The organism is Aeromonas sp. 600774, from assembly GCF_049175075.1.
GTDB lineage: Bacteria > Pseudomonadota > Gammaproteobacteria > Enterobacterales > Aeromonadaceae > Aeromonas > Aeromonas veronii_A.
In genome coordinates, this window is sequence record NZ_JAAKUJ010000005.1 from 26,730 (window position 1) to 43,838 (window position 17,109).

At 57.9% G+C, this 17,109-nt stretch carries 16 protein-coding genes; 7 read left to right on the forward strand and 9 right to left on the reverse strand.

The genetic code is table 11. From position 1 onward, the window contains the following. Positions 1-13 precede the first annotated feature (13 nt). Together G5171_RS06870 and G5171_RS06875 are read left to right on the forward strand one after the other, a co-directional pair. Positions 14-643 carry a DUF2268 domain-containing putative Zn-dependent protease gene (locus G5171_RS06870; RefSeq protein WP_317113389.1) on the forward strand — a complete coding sequence of 210 codons (630 nt, stop codon included), beginning with the start codon at positions 14-16 and terminating at the stop codon, positions 641-643. A 54-nt stretch (positions 644-697) separates the two neighbouring features. After that, positions 698-1,150, forward strand: coding sequence for an NUDIX hydrolase (locus tag G5171_RS06875; RefSeq protein WP_421244975.1), 453 nt, complete (start codon positions 698-700; stop codon positions 1,148-1,150). Between the two features lie 40 nt (positions 1,151-1,190). Here the strand turns inward: G5171_RS06875 and G5171_RS06880 are convergent, their stop codons facing one another. Next, positions 1,191-1,871, reverse strand: coding sequence for a TetR/AcrR family transcriptional regulator (locus G5171_RS06880; protein ID WP_421259988.1), 681 nt, complete (start codon positions 1,869-1,871; stop codon positions 1,191-1,193). 196 nt (positions 1,872-2,067) lie between these two features. Between G5171_RS06880 and G5171_RS06885 the strand changes: the two genes are divergently transcribed. Further along, positions 2,068-3,999: an amidohydrolase gene (locus G5171_RS06885; protein ID WP_421259989.1), complete on the forward strand. Its 1,932-nt coding sequence runs from the start codon at positions 2,068-2,070 to the stop codon at positions 3,997-3,999. A 721-nt stretch (positions 4,000-4,720) separates the two neighbouring features. Beyond that, on the forward strand, positions 4,721-5,365 hold the full coding sequence (locus G5171_RS06890; RefSeq protein ID WP_421259990.1) for a hypothetical protein: 645 nt from the start codon (positions 4,721-4,723) through the stop codon (positions 5,363-5,365). Positions 5,366-5,460: 95 nt separating this feature from the next. On the opposite strand, the gene sucD is transcribed toward G5171_RS06890, so the two are convergent. From sucD to sdhC, 8 genes are all read right to left on the reverse strand, one after another. Further along, positions 5,461-6,333 (reverse strand): succinate--CoA ligase subunit alpha, encoded by an 873-nt coding sequence (gene sucD, locus G5171_RS06895; RefSeq protein WP_005346088.1) that lies wholly within the window; start codon positions 6,331-6,333, stop codon positions 5,461-5,463. After that, positions 6,333-7,499 (reverse strand): ADP-forming succinate--CoA ligase subunit beta, encoded by a 1,167-nt coding sequence (gene sucC, locus G5171_RS06900; protein ID WP_005361097.1) that lies wholly within the window; start codon positions 7,497-7,499, stop codon positions 6,333-6,335. The genes sucD and sucC overlap by 1 nt, the downstream gene beginning before the upstream one ends. A gap of 104 nt (positions 7,500-7,603) precedes the next feature. Further along, positions 7,604-8,791: a 2-oxoglutarate dehydrogenase complex dihydrolipoyllysine-residue succinyltransferase gene (gene odhB, locus G5171_RS06905; RefSeq protein WP_245097638.1), complete on the reverse strand. Its 1,188-nt coding sequence runs from the start codon at positions 8,789-8,791 to the stop codon at positions 7,604-7,606. A gap of 33 nt (positions 8,792-8,824) precedes the next feature. Continuing rightward, complete coding sequence (gene sucA / locus G5171_RS06910; protein WP_421259991.1) at positions 8,825-11,635, reverse strand: 2-oxoglutarate dehydrogenase E1 component; 2,811 nt, start codon at positions 11,633-11,635, stop codon at positions 8,825-8,827. A 115-nt stretch (positions 11,636-11,750) separates the two neighbouring features. Next, complete coding sequence (locus G5171_RS06915) at positions 11,751-12,467, reverse strand: succinate dehydrogenase iron-sulfur subunit (RefSeq protein ID WP_335844470.1); 717 nt, start codon at positions 12,465-12,467, stop codon at positions 11,751-11,753. Positions 12,468-12,483: 16 nt separating this feature from the next. Next, positions 12,484-14,250: a succinate dehydrogenase flavoprotein subunit gene (gene sdhA / locus G5171_RS06920; protein WP_421259992.1), complete on the reverse strand. Its 1,767-nt coding sequence runs from the start codon at positions 14,248-14,250 to the stop codon at positions 12,484-12,486. Position 14,251: 1 nt separating this feature from the next. Beyond that, positions 14,252-14,596 carry a succinate dehydrogenase, hydrophobic membrane anchor protein gene (gene sdhD / locus G5171_RS06925; RefSeq protein ID WP_421259993.1) on the reverse strand — a complete coding sequence of 115 codons (345 nt, stop codon included), beginning with the start codon at positions 14,594-14,596 and terminating at the stop codon, positions 14,252-14,254. Then, positions 14,590-14,967, reverse strand: coding sequence for a succinate dehydrogenase cytochrome b556 subunit (gene sdhC / locus G5171_RS06930; RefSeq protein ID WP_005346101.1), 378 nt, complete (start codon positions 14,965-14,967; stop codon positions 14,590-14,592). Before sdhC ends, sdhD begins: the two co-directional genes overlap by 7 nt. Before the next feature lie 64 nt (positions 14,968-15,031). Here sdhC and G5171_RS06935 point away from each other — a divergent pair, with 64 nt between their 5' ends. The 3 genes from G5171_RS06935 to G5171_RS06945 all read left to right on the forward strand — a co-directional run bounded on the left by G5171_RS06935 (position 15,032) and on the right by G5171_RS06945 (position 17,107). Further along, positions 15,032-15,220, forward strand: coding sequence for a hypothetical protein (locus tag G5171_RS06935; protein WP_005346115.1), 189 nt, complete (start codon positions 15,032-15,034; stop codon positions 15,218-15,220). 189 nt (positions 15,221-15,409) lie between these two features. Then, on the forward strand, positions 15,410-16,696 hold the full coding sequence (locus G5171_RS06940; protein ID WP_005346116.1) for a citrate synthase: 1,287 nt from the start codon (positions 15,410-15,412) through the stop codon (positions 16,694-16,696). 93 nt (positions 16,697-16,789) lie between these two features. After that, positions 16,790-17,107: a DUF4377 domain-containing protein gene (locus G5171_RS06945; RefSeq protein WP_337072881.1), complete on the forward strand. Its 318-nt coding sequence runs from the start codon at positions 16,790-16,792 to the stop codon at positions 17,105-17,107. Positions 17,108-17,109: the final 2 nt, after the last annotated feature.

The following is a 17,109-nucleotide window of genomic DNA, read 5'->3' on the forward strand; positions in this document are numbered from 1 at the left end:
CAAGGATGTCTGGATGCAACTCACCCTGTTAAACGACTCGGGCAAATTCGATGGGCTCGATGACACCATTAGGCACGTTTTTGCCGAGACGGCGCACAAATTGAATGCCTTGTTCGATCTCTCCCAACTGGATGTCACCTTCAGCCCTTTTGCCGAGGGGGATGCTCCCGATTCGGGTATCGGTGGCTGGGCCATCAACATGTATCGGATAGAACTCCAACTAGATCTGGAACGGCCTGATATCAAAGAGGTGATCATCACCGAATTGCCTGCCGTGCTGGCCCACGAAGTCCACCATATCGTGCAAAAGAAGAACAAGGTGGAAGCAGAAACACTGGCCGAAAACCTGATTTTTGAAGGGCTGGCCTGCTACTTTGAGCAGAGGTTCAATGGCGGCACACTCCCCTCGCTGTTCAAGGAGTCTCATCACCATGACTGGCAATCGCTCCTGGCAGAGATGACGCCCCATCTATCCAGCAAGCAGTTCAACTTTTTAGACTTTTTCTACTGCCGTGATAACCGGCCATTTCCCAAATATGCCGGTTACTGGGTGGGGTTCAATCTGGTGGCCAACTATCTGGCCAAAAATGGACTGAATGAAATAGAGGTCATGGGCCTACCCACCGAGGCGTATTTCAATTAACACGCCTTCACACTGTTCATGGCTATCACAGAGCCCAAATCCGGAGAGAAGATCATGATCCCCATTCGCTGCAAGGCCGTCTCTGGCGTTGCCCTCACCACTGTCGATGGCGAAACAAAATTGCTGGTGATGAAGCGGGTCAAGGGAGGCTTCTGGTGCCATGTGGCGGGCACGGTGGAGGCGGGTGAAACCGGCTGGCAGACCATTATTCGGGAGTTTGGCGAAGAGACGGGGATCCGGGTCACCGAGCTCTACAACGGCCAGTATCTGGAGCAGTTTTACGAGGCGAGCCTGAATACGGTGGAGGTGGTACCGGTCTTTGTGGTCTATTGTCCGCCCAATCAGGCGGTGACCCTCAACGACGAGCACACCGAATATCGCTGGTGTTCCCTGGCCGAAGCCAAGGCGCTGGTGAGTTTCCCGGGTCAGAAGGCGCTCTACGGCCATATCTGGCACCACTTTGTCGACAACGCCCCCTCTCCCCTGATGCGGGTCGCGCTCGGCTGATGCATGCCGGGGCTGCGCGGCATGGTGGATGCTTGCAGTATTACTCGTTGGTCCCAACCAGCAGCGCAGGCATTCCCTGCCACACCCGTTCGGGGTCGGGCTCGGCAATAGCGGCGGCGATCAGCTGCTCGCTCCAGTGGCGGTGCAGCAGCCACATCTGCTGGCCGAGATCCCCATCGCTCCGGGTGCACTGCTTGGTGACATCGGCGGTGCGATAGAAGTAGCGCACCAGCGTCGTGAGCTCCGCCTCCGGCCAGCGGCAGCCAAAGTCACGCAGCAGGGATGACCAGAAGTCAATCTGGCGCCGCTCGTGCTCCTGCTCGACCACGTGCAGTTCGGGGATAAGATCCATGGCGTGCCACAAGGCACCATAGCCGACAAAGCGGCGATCCAGCTCTTCAAGCGCCAGATCCAGCAGTGCCAACGCCTGCGGCCAACTCGTTGCCTCGATACGGAGCTGTTGTTGCGCCTCGCAAACCGCCGCCAGCCACCCCATAGCGAGACGGCAAATGATCGCCTCCTTGTTGGGATAGAGGTGGTAGAGCGATTTGATCCCGACTCCGGCCCGATCAGCAATGGCATTGGTGTTGAGAGCGGCAAAACCTCGCTCCTGCAGCAACATCAGCGTTGCCTGTTCAATACGGCTCGCCACCTCCTGACTGCGCTGCTGCCGTGGCTGACGCCGCATATGCAGGGCGGCAGGCACTCGTTGTTCTGACATCTTCTCTCCTTCGAACCACTGGGGTCCCCTCTTTGCCCGGGTCACGACCGGTAGTGGCTCATTGACATCAATGAGACAAAGTAAACAAAAAGTTAAACAAATGCAGTAATTACTGGATTTTTTCAGAATAGCTGCAATAAACATATCTGCTCAGATCTGCAGTAATTACTGCATTTATCCCAAGGAGAGCAGTGCAATGGATAGCAAACAGACCTCAACCCGATTTGGCATCACCCTCCTGTTGGCCGCAGGCCTGCTCGGTGGCTGCCGAAGTGACACCAATGATACGAATGGGGCAACGACCCTCTATCTCAATGGCAAGATCCACACCCAGGATGGGCAACGTCAGGTGGCCGAGGCCATGATGATCCGCGACGGCCAGTTTATCTATGTGGGCAACCGGGAGGGGGCCGAAGCGCTCAAGCGCCCCACCACCCGAGTGGTGGACCTGCAAGAGCGTATGGTGCTGCCCGGCCTGCACGACAACCATATCCACTTGCTCGGTACGGTAGCACTGGACATGTGCGATCTAGATGGCAAACCCGTCACTCTGGATCAGCTGGCCGCCAAGATCAGCACATGCCTGCCCCGCTATGCGGCCAAGCCGGGGGAGTGGCTGGTGGTCAATCAGTGGTCCCCCTATGAGGGCAATACGGCAACCGCCAGCCATGCCACCCTGCTGGCGGCCCTCGATGCCGCCGCCCCCGACAATCCGGTGGTGCTGGCCGGGGTCGATGGCCATGCCAGTGCCTACAACTCCCGCGCCCTTGCCATGGCGCAAGATAACGATGGCAACACAATCGGCTTCAATGGAACTACGCTGGCCCCCGGCGGGGCCTTCGAGCCCTTTATCCCCTATGTCGACCTGACCAGCGGAGTGGTGCGTGACACGGCCCGCAGCGCCATTCCGGTGCCCGATAGCGGCCTGCTGAGCGCCAGCGATGAGCAGGCAGCCAGCCAATACGACCAGATCCTGCCCGCCATTGCCGAGCTGATGGCCTCTCGCGGTATCACCAGCATTCAGGATGCCTGCGCCACCGACTTTATCCGCCAGCGACTACTCACCATGCAGTCACGGGATCTGCTGCATATGCGTGTCACGGCCGCCACCTGCTTTAGCGATGATGATTATCAGGGCAAACTCGATATAGAGGGGCATCTTGCCAAGGTCAGCCAGGTGAGAGAATCCTTTGCCAACAACCCGCTGATCAAGGCCGATGCGGTCAAGATCTTCCTCGACGGTGTGCTGGAAGGGGATCCCTTCACAACCCCCCCCTTCCTGCCCAATGCCGGCATGCTGGCAAACTACCACACCCCCCATCTGGCCAGAGACCCGGCTACCGATGAAGTGACCATCACAGCCGACAGCGAGGAGTCCGGCAGCAACGGGATCGTCAACTACCGGGAGGCCGACCTCACCCGCTATATAGGGGCGCTGGACAAGGCAGGCTTCAGCATCCATATGCACAGCATCGGTGATCGCACCACCCGCACGGCGCTGGATGCTCTCACCGCCGCCCGCGCCAGCAACGGTGATAGCGGCATTCCCCACACCCTGGCCCACCTGCAGGTGGTCCATCCCGATGATCAAAAACGGCTCGGCGAGCTTGGGCTCTACCTCACCTTTACCTATGCCTGGACCTCCCCCCAACTGGCCTACGACATGCTGGTTGCCTCCTTTATCCAGCCGACCCGGGTGGGCCAATCCCTGAGCGATGCCCTCTACGATCCCCTTGGCTATCTGCACGACGCCCTCTACCCGGTCGAGAGCTCGCGCAAGGCGGGGGCCATACTGGTCGCTGGCAGCGATGCCCCGGTCGACAGCCGGGATCCCCGCCCCTTCGAAAATATGGCGACCGGGATCATCAAGGCTCCCCAAAGCGGCGATGACTATCGCGCCAGCCAGCGCATTACCCTGGACGAAATGCTGGCGGCCTACACCATCAATGGCGCTCGCGCGGTGCGCCAGCAGGCCATCAGCGGCTCCATCGAAGTGGGCAAATCGGCCGACTTTATCGTGCTGGATCGGGATCTCTACCAGCTGGTCGCCGCCGGCAAACCGGAGCAGATCGCCGATACCAAGGTCACCCGCACCGTCTTTCGCGGGCAGACGGTCTTTAGCCAATAGGGTTCATGCGGTAAGACGAGTGTGAGGATCGCGTCAGCGGCGCTCTGAACACATGCAGCCAGACCTGCGCCTCTTAAAAGCAAAATGCCGACCTTTTGGTCGGCATTTTTATGATGCGGCGTGATAGCCGGAGCTGATAGCGAGCAACGCAGTGCAAGGGCCAATCAACGAGAGTTAGCCCGCGTTTGGCTTGGTACTTTGCCACAAATCGGCGGCGCATTGGCAACCAGCCCAGCCAGCTGGCTTTCCCAATCGGTGGCAGGATTGATTCACCAGCGAAACAGCATCAGCCAAGTTGGTTGCAACAGCGTAACAATCTTGGCCTGTTGGATTCTGCCTGTAGGTAAAGGCCGTGGCATACCAATCCCCCGATCGTCCGAATACGCTTCGCTATTCGAACCTACGAACTGGGTCGGCATTGATACAACGGAGTTATTCTCCAACAAGAATCGTAATCTAACGATGTTCACCAAAAAATCGTCGTAGAAAATACTTTTCCCAAAAGGTTAGAATACACATCGTTATTCTCAATTACTGACTTTTATCAAGTTTAAAACATTGATCTGTTACTATAAAATTCATGCAGGTCCTGTGGCATACTATCTTCTTTGAGTGTAACGATGAGCATCTATTTTGACACTTATCAACCGCCTGTTTAAATGATTCGTCAAACACCAACAACATATAGCAGACATCTTACTTCACTCGCTAGGAAAATAAAATGAAAGCTTTTCTAAAGAAAATAAATGAAGCAGCATTGGATAGCGCTTGGGTGTTTGACTTGGCAAGATCAGCAGAGAAAATGTTAGATCCGAATTGCTGTGGAGACGATAATTTGGCGTGGAAAGATGGGCCATATCTATCAGCCCCTGCAAATGAAAAAGAAATTATAAGAACTCACCCCTACTGTTTTAAAACAAGTAATGAAATGTCTGTTCTATCTGCCATTATTCTTGGTGACAAACCAATTAGAAATAAAAACGGTGGCATTAAAGCACCATTCAAAAGTATTCCTAACGGCGTATCTAGGGCTGAGCCTGTAATTGCAAAACTTGCTATCATTGAACTATTTGAGATATTTAAAGATTTCCTTGTATCTTTCAATGGCCCATACAATAAGAAAAAACTAACTGAATGGAACGACAAGATCGATGATGACGACATAGATAAAATAACCAAATTGGTTGATAGACGAAATGAATTAACTCATGATGATGCAGGTACTGCTCTACCAACAATGAAGGAAGCTGTCGATTACTATCGGATGATAAGAGCCTATGGTATTTATCTTTGGATGGTAGCAACTGACTGTGAAAGTGAAGAGGTAGATAGAATAATGGCCGATGTTGCTGAACAAAGATTTTAATACTCAGATGAGCTAAAATTTTTGAGACAATTAGACATGAATAAAAAAGCCGCCCATCGGGCGGCTTTTTATTAGAGATAACGGGCGATAAGGAATTACCAGCCGGTCACTTCGCGCAGGGCCTTGCCGATATCGGCCAGGGAGCGGACGGTTTTCACGCCAGCATCTTCCAGCGCGGCAAACTTCTCGGCGGCGGTACCCTTGCCACCGGAGATGATGGCACCAGCGTGGCCCATCCGCTTGCCGGGAGGCGCGGTAACACCGGCGATATAGGAGACCACCGGCTTGGTGACGTGGGCCTTGATATAGGCGGCCGCGTCTTCTTCGGCGTTGCCGCCGATCTCGCCGATCATCACGATCGCTTCGGTCTGCGGGTCGTTCTGGAACATCTCCAGAATGTCGATAAAGTTGGAGCCCGGGATAGGGTCGCCACCGATACCGACGCAGGTGGACTGGCCAAAGCCCTCGTCAGTGGTCTGCTTGACCGCTTCGTAGGTCAGGGTGCCGGAGCGGGAGACGATGCCCACCTTGCCCGGCTTGTGAATGTGGCCCGGCATGATGCCGATCTTGCACTCACCCGGAGTGATCACGCCCGGGCAGTTGGGGCCGATCATCCGCACGCCGGTCTCTTGCAGCTTCACTTTGACGTCCAGCATATCCAGCGTCGGGATGCCTTCGGTGATGGTGACGATGAGCTTGATGCCCGCATCGATCGCTTCCAGGATCGCGTCCTTGCAGAACGGTGCCGGCACATAGATGACGGTGGCGGTGGCGCCGGTCGCTTCGACTGCGTCACGGACGGTGTTGAACACCGGCAGGCCCAGATGGGTGGTGCCACCCTTGCCCGGGGAGACGCCGCCGACCAGCTGGGTGCCGTAGGAGAGCGCCTGCTCGGAGTGGAAAGTACCCTGACCGCCAGTAAAGCCCTGGCAGATGACTCGGGTGTCCTTGTTGATCAGTACGCTCATCAGTTGGCCTCCGCTGCTTTGACGACTTGCTGCGCGGCATCGGTCAGACTCTTGGCCGCAATGATGTTGAGGCCGCTCTCGGCCAGCTTGATACCACCCAGCTCGGCGTTGTTGCCTTCCAGACGGACCACGACGGGCACCTTGACCCCCACTTCCTTGACCGCACCGATAATGCCTTCCGCGATCATGTCGCAGCGCACGATGCCGCCAAAGATGTTGACCAGCACCGCTTTGACGTTGCTGTCGGAGAGGATGATCTTGAACGCCTCGGTCACGCGCTCCTTGGTGGCGCCGCCGCCGACGTCAAGGAAGTTGGCCGGCTTGCCGCCGTGCAGGTTGACGATATCCATGGTGCCCATGGCCAGACCCGCGCCGTTGACCATGCAGCCGATGTTGCCATCGAGGGCGACATAGTTGAGCTCCCACTGGGCAGCGTGCGCTTCGCGGGGGTCATCCTGTGACGGGTCGTGCATTTCGCGCAGCTTGGGCTGGCGATAGAGGGCGTTGGCGTCGATGTTGATCTTGCCATCCAGGCAGTGCAGATTGCCCTGGGCGGTGATCACCAGCGGGTTGATCTCCAGCAGCGCGAAGTCACAATCCAGGAACATCTGGCCCAGACCCATGAAGATCTTGGTGAACTGTTTGATCTGATCGCCGACCAGACCCAACTTGAAGGCCAGTTCGCGGGCCTGATAAGCCTGCGGACCCACCAGCGGATCGATGGCCGCCTTGTGGATCAGATGGGGGGTTTCGTGGGCGATCTTCTCGATATCCACGCCACCTTCGGTTGAGGCCATGAAGACCACGCGGCGCGAACCACGGTCAACTACGGCGCCCAGGTAGAGCTCTTTGGCGATGTCGGTGCAAGATTCAACCAGGATCTTGGTGACCGGCTGGCCGTTGGCGTCAGTCTGGTAGGTCACCAGATTCTTGCCCAGCCAGTTCTGGGCGAAGGCACGGATCTCATCCTTGCTCTTGGCCACTTTCACACCGCCCGCTTTACCGCGGCCACCGGCGTGTACCTGGCATTTGACGACCCAGGTATTGCCGCCAATCTTGTCGGCCGCTTCGGCCGCTTCCTGCGGGGTAGCACAGGCATAACCTTCGGAGACCGGCAGGCCATACTCGGCAAACAGCTGTTTTGCCTGATATTCATGCAGATTCATAGATGCTCTATCCGTGTTGTAGGTATTTCCGTCCGGGGCTCGTGTTTCTCAATCCCCTGTGAGTGGGGGCCTCGGGGGCCCCTCGTTATCTTTCAGTTGGTTGCTCAGACGTCCAGCAGCAGGCGGGTCGGATCTTCCAGCAGCTCCTTGACGGAGACCAGGAAGCCTACCGATTCACGCCCGTCGATGAGACGGTGATCGTAGGAGAGGGCCAGGTACATCATCGGCAGGATCTCGACCTTGCCGTCAACGGCCATCGGGCGATCCTGGATCTTGTGCATGCCCAGAATGGCGCTCTGGGGCGGGTTGATGATCGGGGTGGACATCAGGGAGCCGAACACACCACCGTTGGTGATGGTGAAGTTGCCGCCAGTCAGCTCATCCACGGTCAGTTTGCCGTCACGGCCCTTGCCAGCCAGATCCTTGATGGCCTTCTCGATGTCCGCCAGGCTCATGTTGTCACAGTCGCGCAGCACCGGAGTCACCAGACCACGCGGAGTGGAGACGGCGATGCTGACGTCGAAGTAGTTGTGGTAAACCACATCATCACCATCGAGCGCCGCGTTCACTTCCGGATAGCGCTTGAGGGACTCCACCACCGCCTTCACGTAGAAGGACATAAAGCCGAGCTTGATGCCGTGCTTCTTCTCGAAGATCTCGCCGTACTGCTTGCGCAGATCCATGATGGGCTTCATGTTGACCTCGTTGAAGGTGGTCAGCATGGCGGTGGTGTTTTTCGCTTCCAGCAGACGCTCGGCAATGCGCTTGCGCAGACGGGTCATCGGCACCCGCTTCTCGCTGCGACCGGCCAGTGCGGCAACCGGTGCGGCCTGAGCGGCAGCAACCGGAGCAACAGCGGCAGGCTTGCTCAGCGCCTTGATGTAGGCTTCCACATCATCCTTGGTGATGCGACCGCCCTTGCCGGTACCGGTCAGCTTGGCAACGTCGATGTCATGCTCGCCAATCAGGCGACGCACGGAGGGGCTCAGGCCATCGGCGCCATCATCGGCAACCGCTTCGGCCGGCTTCTCTTTGGTCTCTTCACCGGCTACGGCAGCCGCCTTGATGGTGGCGATCAGCTGGCGGGAGAGGACGGTTGCCCCCTCTGCCTGCAGGATGTCGCCCAGCACGCCAGCTTGCGGTGCCGGCACTTCCAGCACGACCTTGTCGGTTTCGATGTCGACCAGCACTTCATCACGGGCAACCAGATCACCCGGCTTCTTGTGCCAGGTGGCAATGGTGGCATCCGCCACTGATTCCGGCAGGTCCGGTACCTTGATCTCGATAGTCATCTAATCAGTTCCTTGTTACTTCTTGTTCAGGGCTTAGGCCAGAGTAAGGGCATCTTCCACCAAGGCTTTCTGCTGCTTGGCGTGGACGGACATGTAACCAACCGCCGGTGAGGCGGACGCCGGACGACCGGCATAACGCAGGGTGGCTCCGGTCGGCAGCACCTCATCGTAGTTGTGACGGGTGCAGTACCAGGCGCCCTGGTTTTGCGGCTCTTCCTGACACCAGACAAAATCGGTGACGTGGCTGTAATCGGCCAGAATGGCGCGCACTTCCTCTTCCGGGAAGGGGTAGAGCTGTTCGATCCGCACGATCGCCACATCCTTCTGCTCTGCCTTGCGACGGGCTTCGAGCAGGTCGTAATAGACCTTGCCGGAGCAGAATACCACCCGCTTGACCGCTTTCGGATCCAGCGCGTCGATCTCGCCAATGGCGTTCTGGAAGGTGCCTTCCGCCAGATCTTCAAGCTTGCTCACCGCCAGCGGGTGGCGCAGCAGAGATTTGGGCGTCATCACGATAAGCGGACGGCGCATCGGGCGCACGACCTGACGGCGCAGCATGTGGAATACCTGAGCCGGGGTAGAGGGGACGCACACCTGCATGTTGTGCTGGGCGCACATCTGCAGATAACGCTCCAGACGGGCGGAGGAGTGCTCCGGCCCCTGCCCCTCGTAACCGTGCGGCAGCAGCATGGTCAGGCCACACATCCGGCCCCACTTCTGCTCGCCGGAGGAGAGGAACTGATCCACCACCACCTGGGCACAGTTGGCGAAGTCACCGAACTGGGCTTCCCAGATGGTGAGGCCGGCCGGCTCGGCGCTGGCGTAGCCATATTCAAAGGCCAGTACCGCGTTCTCGGTCAGTACCGAGTCGTAAATCTCGAACGGCCCCTGTTCGTCGTGCAGGTTGCACAGCGGGGTGTAGGTGCTGGCATCGGTCTGGTTGTGCAGCACGGCGTGGCGGTGGAAGAAAGTGCCACGGCCGGAGTCTTCACCGGTAAAGCGGATGCGGGAACCCTTGTCCACCAGAGTGGCATAGGCCAGAGTCTCGGCAAAGCCCCAATCCACCAGCTTCTCGCCGGCAGCCATCAGACGGCGGTCTTCGTAAATCTTCTCGACCTGACGCTGCAGCACATGGGTCGCCGGATACTGGCTCACCCGCTCGCCGAGGGCTTTGAGGTGATCCATCGGCACTGTGCTGTCATAGGCCATGTTCCAGTCGTGGCCCAGATAAGGGGTCCAGTCGACGGAGTGCAGCTCCATCGGCCGCCACTCCTTGCTCACCCGCTCGCCGCGATCCAGCGCTTCGCGATACTCGTTGACCAGGGTGGTCGCCTGCTCCTGGGCAATACTCCCCTCGGCCACCAGCTGATCGGCGTAGATCTTGCGCGGGGTCGGGTGCTGCTTGATCTTCTGGTACATCAAAGGCTGGGTCGCGTTCGGCTCGTCGGCCTCGTTGTGGCCATGACGACGGTAGCAAACCAGCTCGATCACCACGTCGCGCTTGAAGGTGTTGCGGTAATCCAGTGCAATCTGGGTCACCAGCACCACGGCTTCCGGGTCATCCCCGTTGACGTGCAGCACCGGCGCCTGCACCGCCTTGGCGATGTCGGTGCAATATTCGGTGGAACGCAGGTCACGGATATAGGAGGTGGTGAAACCAACCTGGTTGTTGATGACGATGCGCACCGTCCCGCCGACACCATAGGCACGGGTCTGGGACATGTTGAAGGTCTCGGCCACCACGCCCTGACCGGCCATGGCCGAGTCACCGTGAATGGTGATGGGCAACACGCTGGAGCCATCCTTGTCACCGCGACGATCCATGCGGGCACGGACCGAGCCGATGACCACGGGGTTGACGATCTCGAGGTGGGAGGGGTTGAAGGCGAGCGCCAGATGGACGTTGCCACCCGGGGTGGCGAAGTCGGAGGAGAAGCCCATGTGGTACTTCACATCACCGGTACCCCAGGATTCGCCATGCTTGCCTGCAAACTCGTCGAACAGATCCTGAGTGCGCTTGCCCAGCACGTTGATCAGCACGTTGAGGCGACCGCGGTGGGCCATACCGATAACGGCCTCTTTGCAGCCCTGCTCACCGGCGCGACGGATCAGCTCCTTGAGCATGGGGATCATGGCGTCGCCCCCTTCCAGCGAGAAGCGCTTGGCTCCCGGGAACTTGGCACCCAGATATTTCTCCAGCCCTTCGGCGGCGGTCAGGCTCTCGAGGAAACGGGTCTTCTCTTCGAGGGTGTAGCTCCCCTTCCCTTCAATGGATTCGAGACGCTGTTGCAGCCAGCGCTTCTCTTCCGTGGAGGTGAGGTGCATGTAGTCGGCGCCGATGGAGCCGCAATAGGTCTTCTTCAGCGAGGCGTAGAGGTCGGAGAGCACCATGGTCTCGCGACCGATGGCGTAGGAGCCCACATTGAAGGTGGCCTCCATATCTGCGCCCTGCAGGTTGTGGAACGCGGGATCCAGTTCGGCAACGGTTTCACGCTGCCACAGGCCCAGCGGGTCCAGATTGGCATTCTGGTGACCACGGAAACGGAAGGCGTTGATCAGCTGCAATACCCGCACCTGCTTGGCATCCACTTGCGGATCGGAGACGGGGGCACTGTAGCGAGAGGGATCCTTGGCCAGACGACGGAAATAATCGCGGACCTGGGAGTGGGGTTGTTCAACCGCATGGCCATTGACCTGGGGCAGCTCGCTAAACAGGCTGCGCCACTCGTCGGACACGGAGTCAGGATTTTCCAGGAAGGATTCGTACAAATCCTCAATATAGCTTGCATTCGCACCAGCCAGGTGAGATGACTCCAACCAGGCCTTCATCACGCCGTTATGCATTTCTATCCCTTGTACTTCTTGTTACTGCTGCGCAGCTTGTAGGGGTCAAATAGCCATCCTGCCACGGGTGGGATGGCTATCCAGAGGTCGGGCCAGCACCTGGCCGGCCCTGATACTAAACAGCCCGATTGAGCAACATCGACTTGATCTGGCCAATCGCCTTGGTCGGGTTCAAGCCTTTCGGACAGACGTTCACGCAGTTCATGATGCCATGGCAGCGGAACACGCTGAAGGCGTCGTCCAGATTCCCCAGTCGTTCGGTGGTCGCGGTGTCGCGGCTGTCAGCCAGCCAGCGGTAGGCGGCGAGCAGCCCGGCCGGACCGATGAACTTGTCGGGATTCCACCAGAAGGAGGGGCACGAAGTGGAGCAGCAGGCACAGAGAATGCACTCGTACAGGCCGTCAAGCTTGGCGCGCTCTTCGGGGGATTGCAGGTGCTCACGCACCGGCGGCAACTTGTCATCATTGATGAGGAAGGGTTTGACCTTCTCCCACTGGGTGTAGAACTGGGTCATGTCGATCACCAGATCACGGATCACCGGCAGGCCGGGCAAGGGGCGGATAACGACGTTATTGCCCTTCTTCAGCAGGTCGGAGAGCGGGGTGATACAGGCAAGACCGTTCTTGCCATTCATGTTGAGACCGTCTGATCCACAGACCCCTTCGCGGCAAGAGCGGCGGAAGGCGAGTGTGGGATCCAGCTCTTTCAACTGGATCAGTGCATCGAGCACCATCATGTCGGAACCTTCAGGAATATCAAGGTGATAATCCTTCATATGGGGGACGTTATCAACATCCGGATTATATCTGTAGACAGAGAAAGTAACGTTCATAGGGCTGGCTCCGCAATCAGTAAGTCCGGACCTTGGGCGGGAACGCCTCACGGGTCTTGGGTGACATGTTGACAGCGCGACGGGTCATGGACTCGGTGTCCGGGTGATAGAGGCTGTGGCACAGCCAGTTCTCATCGTCGCGATCCGGGAAGTCGAAGCGGCAGTGAGCACCGCGACTCTCGGTACGGAAGTTGGCGGCAACAGCCGTGGCAAACGCCGTCTCCATCAGGTTGTCCAGCTCCAGACACTCGATGCGCTGGGTGTTGAACTCCTTGGAGGTGTCGTCCAGACGGGCTGACTTGAGGCGCTCGCGGATAACCTTGAGCTCGGCCAACCCTTCTGCCATCGCCGCACCTTCGCGGAATACGGAGAAGTTGTTCTGCATGCAGCGCTGCAGGTCTTTGCGGATCTGCACCGGGTCTTCCCCGTCACGGCAATTTTCCCAGCGGTTGAAGCGAGCCAATGCGGCATCCAGATCCGATTCGGAAGCATCGCGGCCGTGATCCATCTCGCCCAGGGTGTTGACCAGATGCATGCCGGCAGCGCGACCGAAGACCACCAGATCCAGCAGGGAGTTGCCACCCAGACGGTTGGCACCGTGTACGGAGACGCAGGCAATCTCGCCCACCGCAAACAGACCGACTACCGGCACATCGTTGCCGTTCTTGTCCTGGGTCAGGCACTGGCCATTCACGTTGGTCGGCACGCCGCCCATCATGTAGTGGCAGGTCGGGATGATCGGAATCGGCTCTTTGACCGGATCCACGTGGGCGAAGGTGCGAGAGAGCTCGCAGATGCCCGGCAGACGGGATTCCAGCACCTCTTTGCCGAGGTGATCCAGCTTGAGCTTGATGTGTGGACCCCAGGGGCCGTCGCAGCCACGGCCTTCACGGATCTCGATCATGATGGAGCGGGCCACCACGTCGCGACCGGCCAAGTCCTTGGCGTTCGGGGCGTAACGCTCCATGAAGCGCTCGCCATCTTTATTGAGCAGATAGCCGCCTTCACCACGGCAGCCTTCAGTTACCAGCACCCCGGCCCCGGCGATGCCGGTCGGGTGGAACTGCCACATCTCCATGTCCTGCACGCCGACGCCGGCACGCAGCGCCATGCCGACGCCGTCACCTGTGTTGATGTGGGCGTTGGTGGTGGACTGGTAGATACGACCGGCGCCGCCAGTGGCCAGCACGGTGGCCTTGGCCTTGAAGTAGATCACTTCACCGCTCTCCATATCGATGGCAGTACAACCCACCACATGGCCATCCTGGTTTTTCACCAGATCCAGCGCATACCACTCGGAGAAGACGGTGGTCTTGTTCTTGACGTTCTGTTGGTAAAGGGTGTGCAGCAGGGCGTGACCGGTACGGTCGGCGGCCGCTGCGGTACGAGCAGCCTGCTCGCCACCGAAATTCTTGGACTGACCACCAAACGGACGCTGGTAGACAGACCCGTTATCGAAACGGGAGAAGGGCAAGCCCATGTTCTCCAGCTCATAGATAGCCTCGGGGCCGGTTTTGCACATGTACTCGATGGCCTCCTGATCACCGATGTAATCGGAGCCTTTTACGGTGTCATACATGTGCCACTGCCAGTTGTCATCGTGGGCATTGCCCAGCGCAACCGTGATACCGCCCTGAGCGGAAACAGTGTGAGAACGGGTTGGAAAAACCTTGGACAACAGAGCGCAGCTCTTGCCGGACTGGGCAATCTGCAACGCGGCGCGCATACCGGCACCACCGGCACCAATCACCACAGCATCAAATTCACGAGTTGGAATAGTCACCTTACACACCCCACAGCACGACGAAACCCGTCATCAGATAGACAAACAGCACCACGACCAGGGCAAATTGCAGCGCCCCGCGTAGCCATACCGGCTTGATATAGTCGGTCAACACCTGCCACAGACCGATCCAGGCATGGATCAGTACGCACAGCAGGGCCAACAGGGTGAATACCTTGGTGAAGGTGTTGGCGAAGAAACCTGTCCACACCTCAAAGGTGAGGTCGTTGAACGCGACAAAACTCACCAGATAGAGGACATAGCAGGTCATGATGAGGGCGGTGGCGCGGATCAGGATGTAATCATGAACGCCGCTGCGCCCGAAAGTTGCAGAATTGGTTACCATACAAGCACTCCCGCCAATACGGCCAGGATCGCGGTGATCACGAAGGCCACACGGGCACTCTGATTACCGGATTCCAGCTCTTCCCAATAGCCCATGTCCATGACCAGATGACGCAAACCGCCCACAATGTGGTAAGCCAGCGCAGTCAGGATCCCCCACAGCACGAATTTGACCAGGAAGTTGTCCATGATGGACACCACTGTCTCAAATCCTTCGGGAGAGGCGAGTGAAGTGCCAAGCATCCACAGCAAGATGCCCAGTGCCACAAAGGTAATGACCCCTGAAACACGGTGCAGGATGGAGGCGATGGCAGTGACAGGAAAGCTGATCGTTTGTAGGTCGAGGTTGACCGGTCTCTGTTTGTTTTTCACGCTTGCCCACTCAGCTCTATTGAGCACGTTAGTTATTGTTTTAACTCACACTTGAGGGCACGGGATGGTGATTGTTGGCTATTTGTTACCAAAACACTCTGAAAAAGCCAAAACGCGAATTTTTGGTTTCACATCAGGCTTTGCCAAAGCGTTTCAAACACCAGCAGCCATGACCCACGTGGCGCAGTATATCCACGCCCTTAAACGAAGACAATCAAACAGCTACAAAGAAAACACAAAACCGCAAACTTGATCGCATATTTAATTTAACATTCCATTAATGCCGTTAATGCCGCCCCAGCAAAATTGACATTGATAGGGAACTCTGTTTCAAATAGGGCGCTCCAGCCACCTCGGTATGGGTAACAACCTTTGCCAGCGTCATAAAAGTCGTAATAGAGTAGGACTGGAACCAAATTATAAAGAGCAAAGGAGACGTGCTATGGCTGATAAGATAGCCACCCTACACCTGCCCGGGAAAGATCCGGTTGAACTGCCGATCCTCTCTGGAACCGTTGGACCTGATGTTGTCGATGTTAGAAAGCTGGGTGGGCAAGGGTATTTCACCTTTGACCCGGGCTTTATGGCGACCGGTTCTTGCAAATCTGCCATCACCTACATTGACGGGGATCAGGGTGTCTTGCTGCACCGTGGTTACCCCATCGCCCAGTTGGCCAAAGAGTCCAACTATCTCGAAGTCTGCTATATCCTGCTCTACGGCGAGGCGCCGACCAAGGCACAGTTTGCCGATTTCCAGCGTACCGTGACCCGCCATACCATGGTGCACGAGCAGATTGCCTTCTTCTTCCGTGGTTTCCGTCGTGACTCCCACCCCATGGCCATCATGTGTGGTGTGGTGGGCGCACTCTCTGCCTTCTATCACGACGCCCTCGACATCAACAACGAACAGCACCGCGAGATCTGCGCCTTCCGCCTCATCTCCAAGATGCCGACCCTGGCGGCCATGTGCTACAAGTACTCTATCGGCCAGCCGTTCATGCATCCGCGCAACGCCCTCTCCTATGCAGGCAACTTCCTGCATATGATGTTTGCGGTACCGACCGAGGAGTACAAGGTCAATCCGGTGGTCGAGCGCGCCATGGACCGCATCTTCACCCTGCACGCTGATCACGAGCAGAACGCCTCCACCTCCACAGTCCGTCTGGCTGGCTCCTCCGGTGCCAACCCGTTTGCCTGTATCGCCGCAGGTATCGCCTCCCTGTGGGGTCCGGCCCATGGTGGTGCCAACGAAGCCTGCCTGCGCATGCTGGAGGAGGTAGGCTCGGTGGATCGCATCCCCGAGTACATCGCCAAGGCCAAGGACAAGAACGATCCGTTCCGTCTGATGGGCTTCGGCCACCGTGTCTACAAGAACCATGACCCCCGTGCCACTGTGATGCGTGAAACCTGTCACGAGGTATTAACCGAGCTGCAGATCAAGGATCCGCTGCTGGACGTGGCCATGGAGCTGGAGCGCATCGCGCTCTCCGACCCCTACTTCATCGAGAAGAAACTCTACCCGAACGTGGACTTCTACTCCGGTATCATCATGAAGGCGATCGGTATCCCGATGAACATGTTCACCGTGATCTTCGCCATCTCCCGCACTATCGGCTGGATTGCTCACTGGAACGAGTTCCACTCCGACCCGGATAGCAAGATTGGCCGCCCGCGCCAGCTCTACGTGGGCCACCCGCAACGGGATTTCACGCCGCTTGATCAGCGTTAATGAACTGAATCAACATGGTTTGTTACAAAGGCGGTCATTGACCGCCTTTTTATTTATCGCTCTAATGCCCCTTTCAATTCGAAGGAGTCCCCCATGAAACCTCTGCTTGCCAGCGCCGCCCTGCTGCTCACCGCCTGTCAGGGCACCGCGGCCCCACAGGGTGAGACCCTCTACATCAACAGCCAGCTGGTCGATTGTGTCGGGGTCGGGCCGATGCAGTGCATGCAGGTGCGCAGCGACGAGCAGCAGCCCTGGACGCTTTTCTATCAGCAGATCGAGGGTTTCCAGTTCGAGCCGGGCTACCAGTATCAGCTCACCGTGAGCAAGGAGCAGCTTACCAATGTGCCGGCCGATGCCTCCTCCCTGCGCTACCAGCTGATCAAGGTGGTCAGCAAGATCGCCAGCAAGTAACG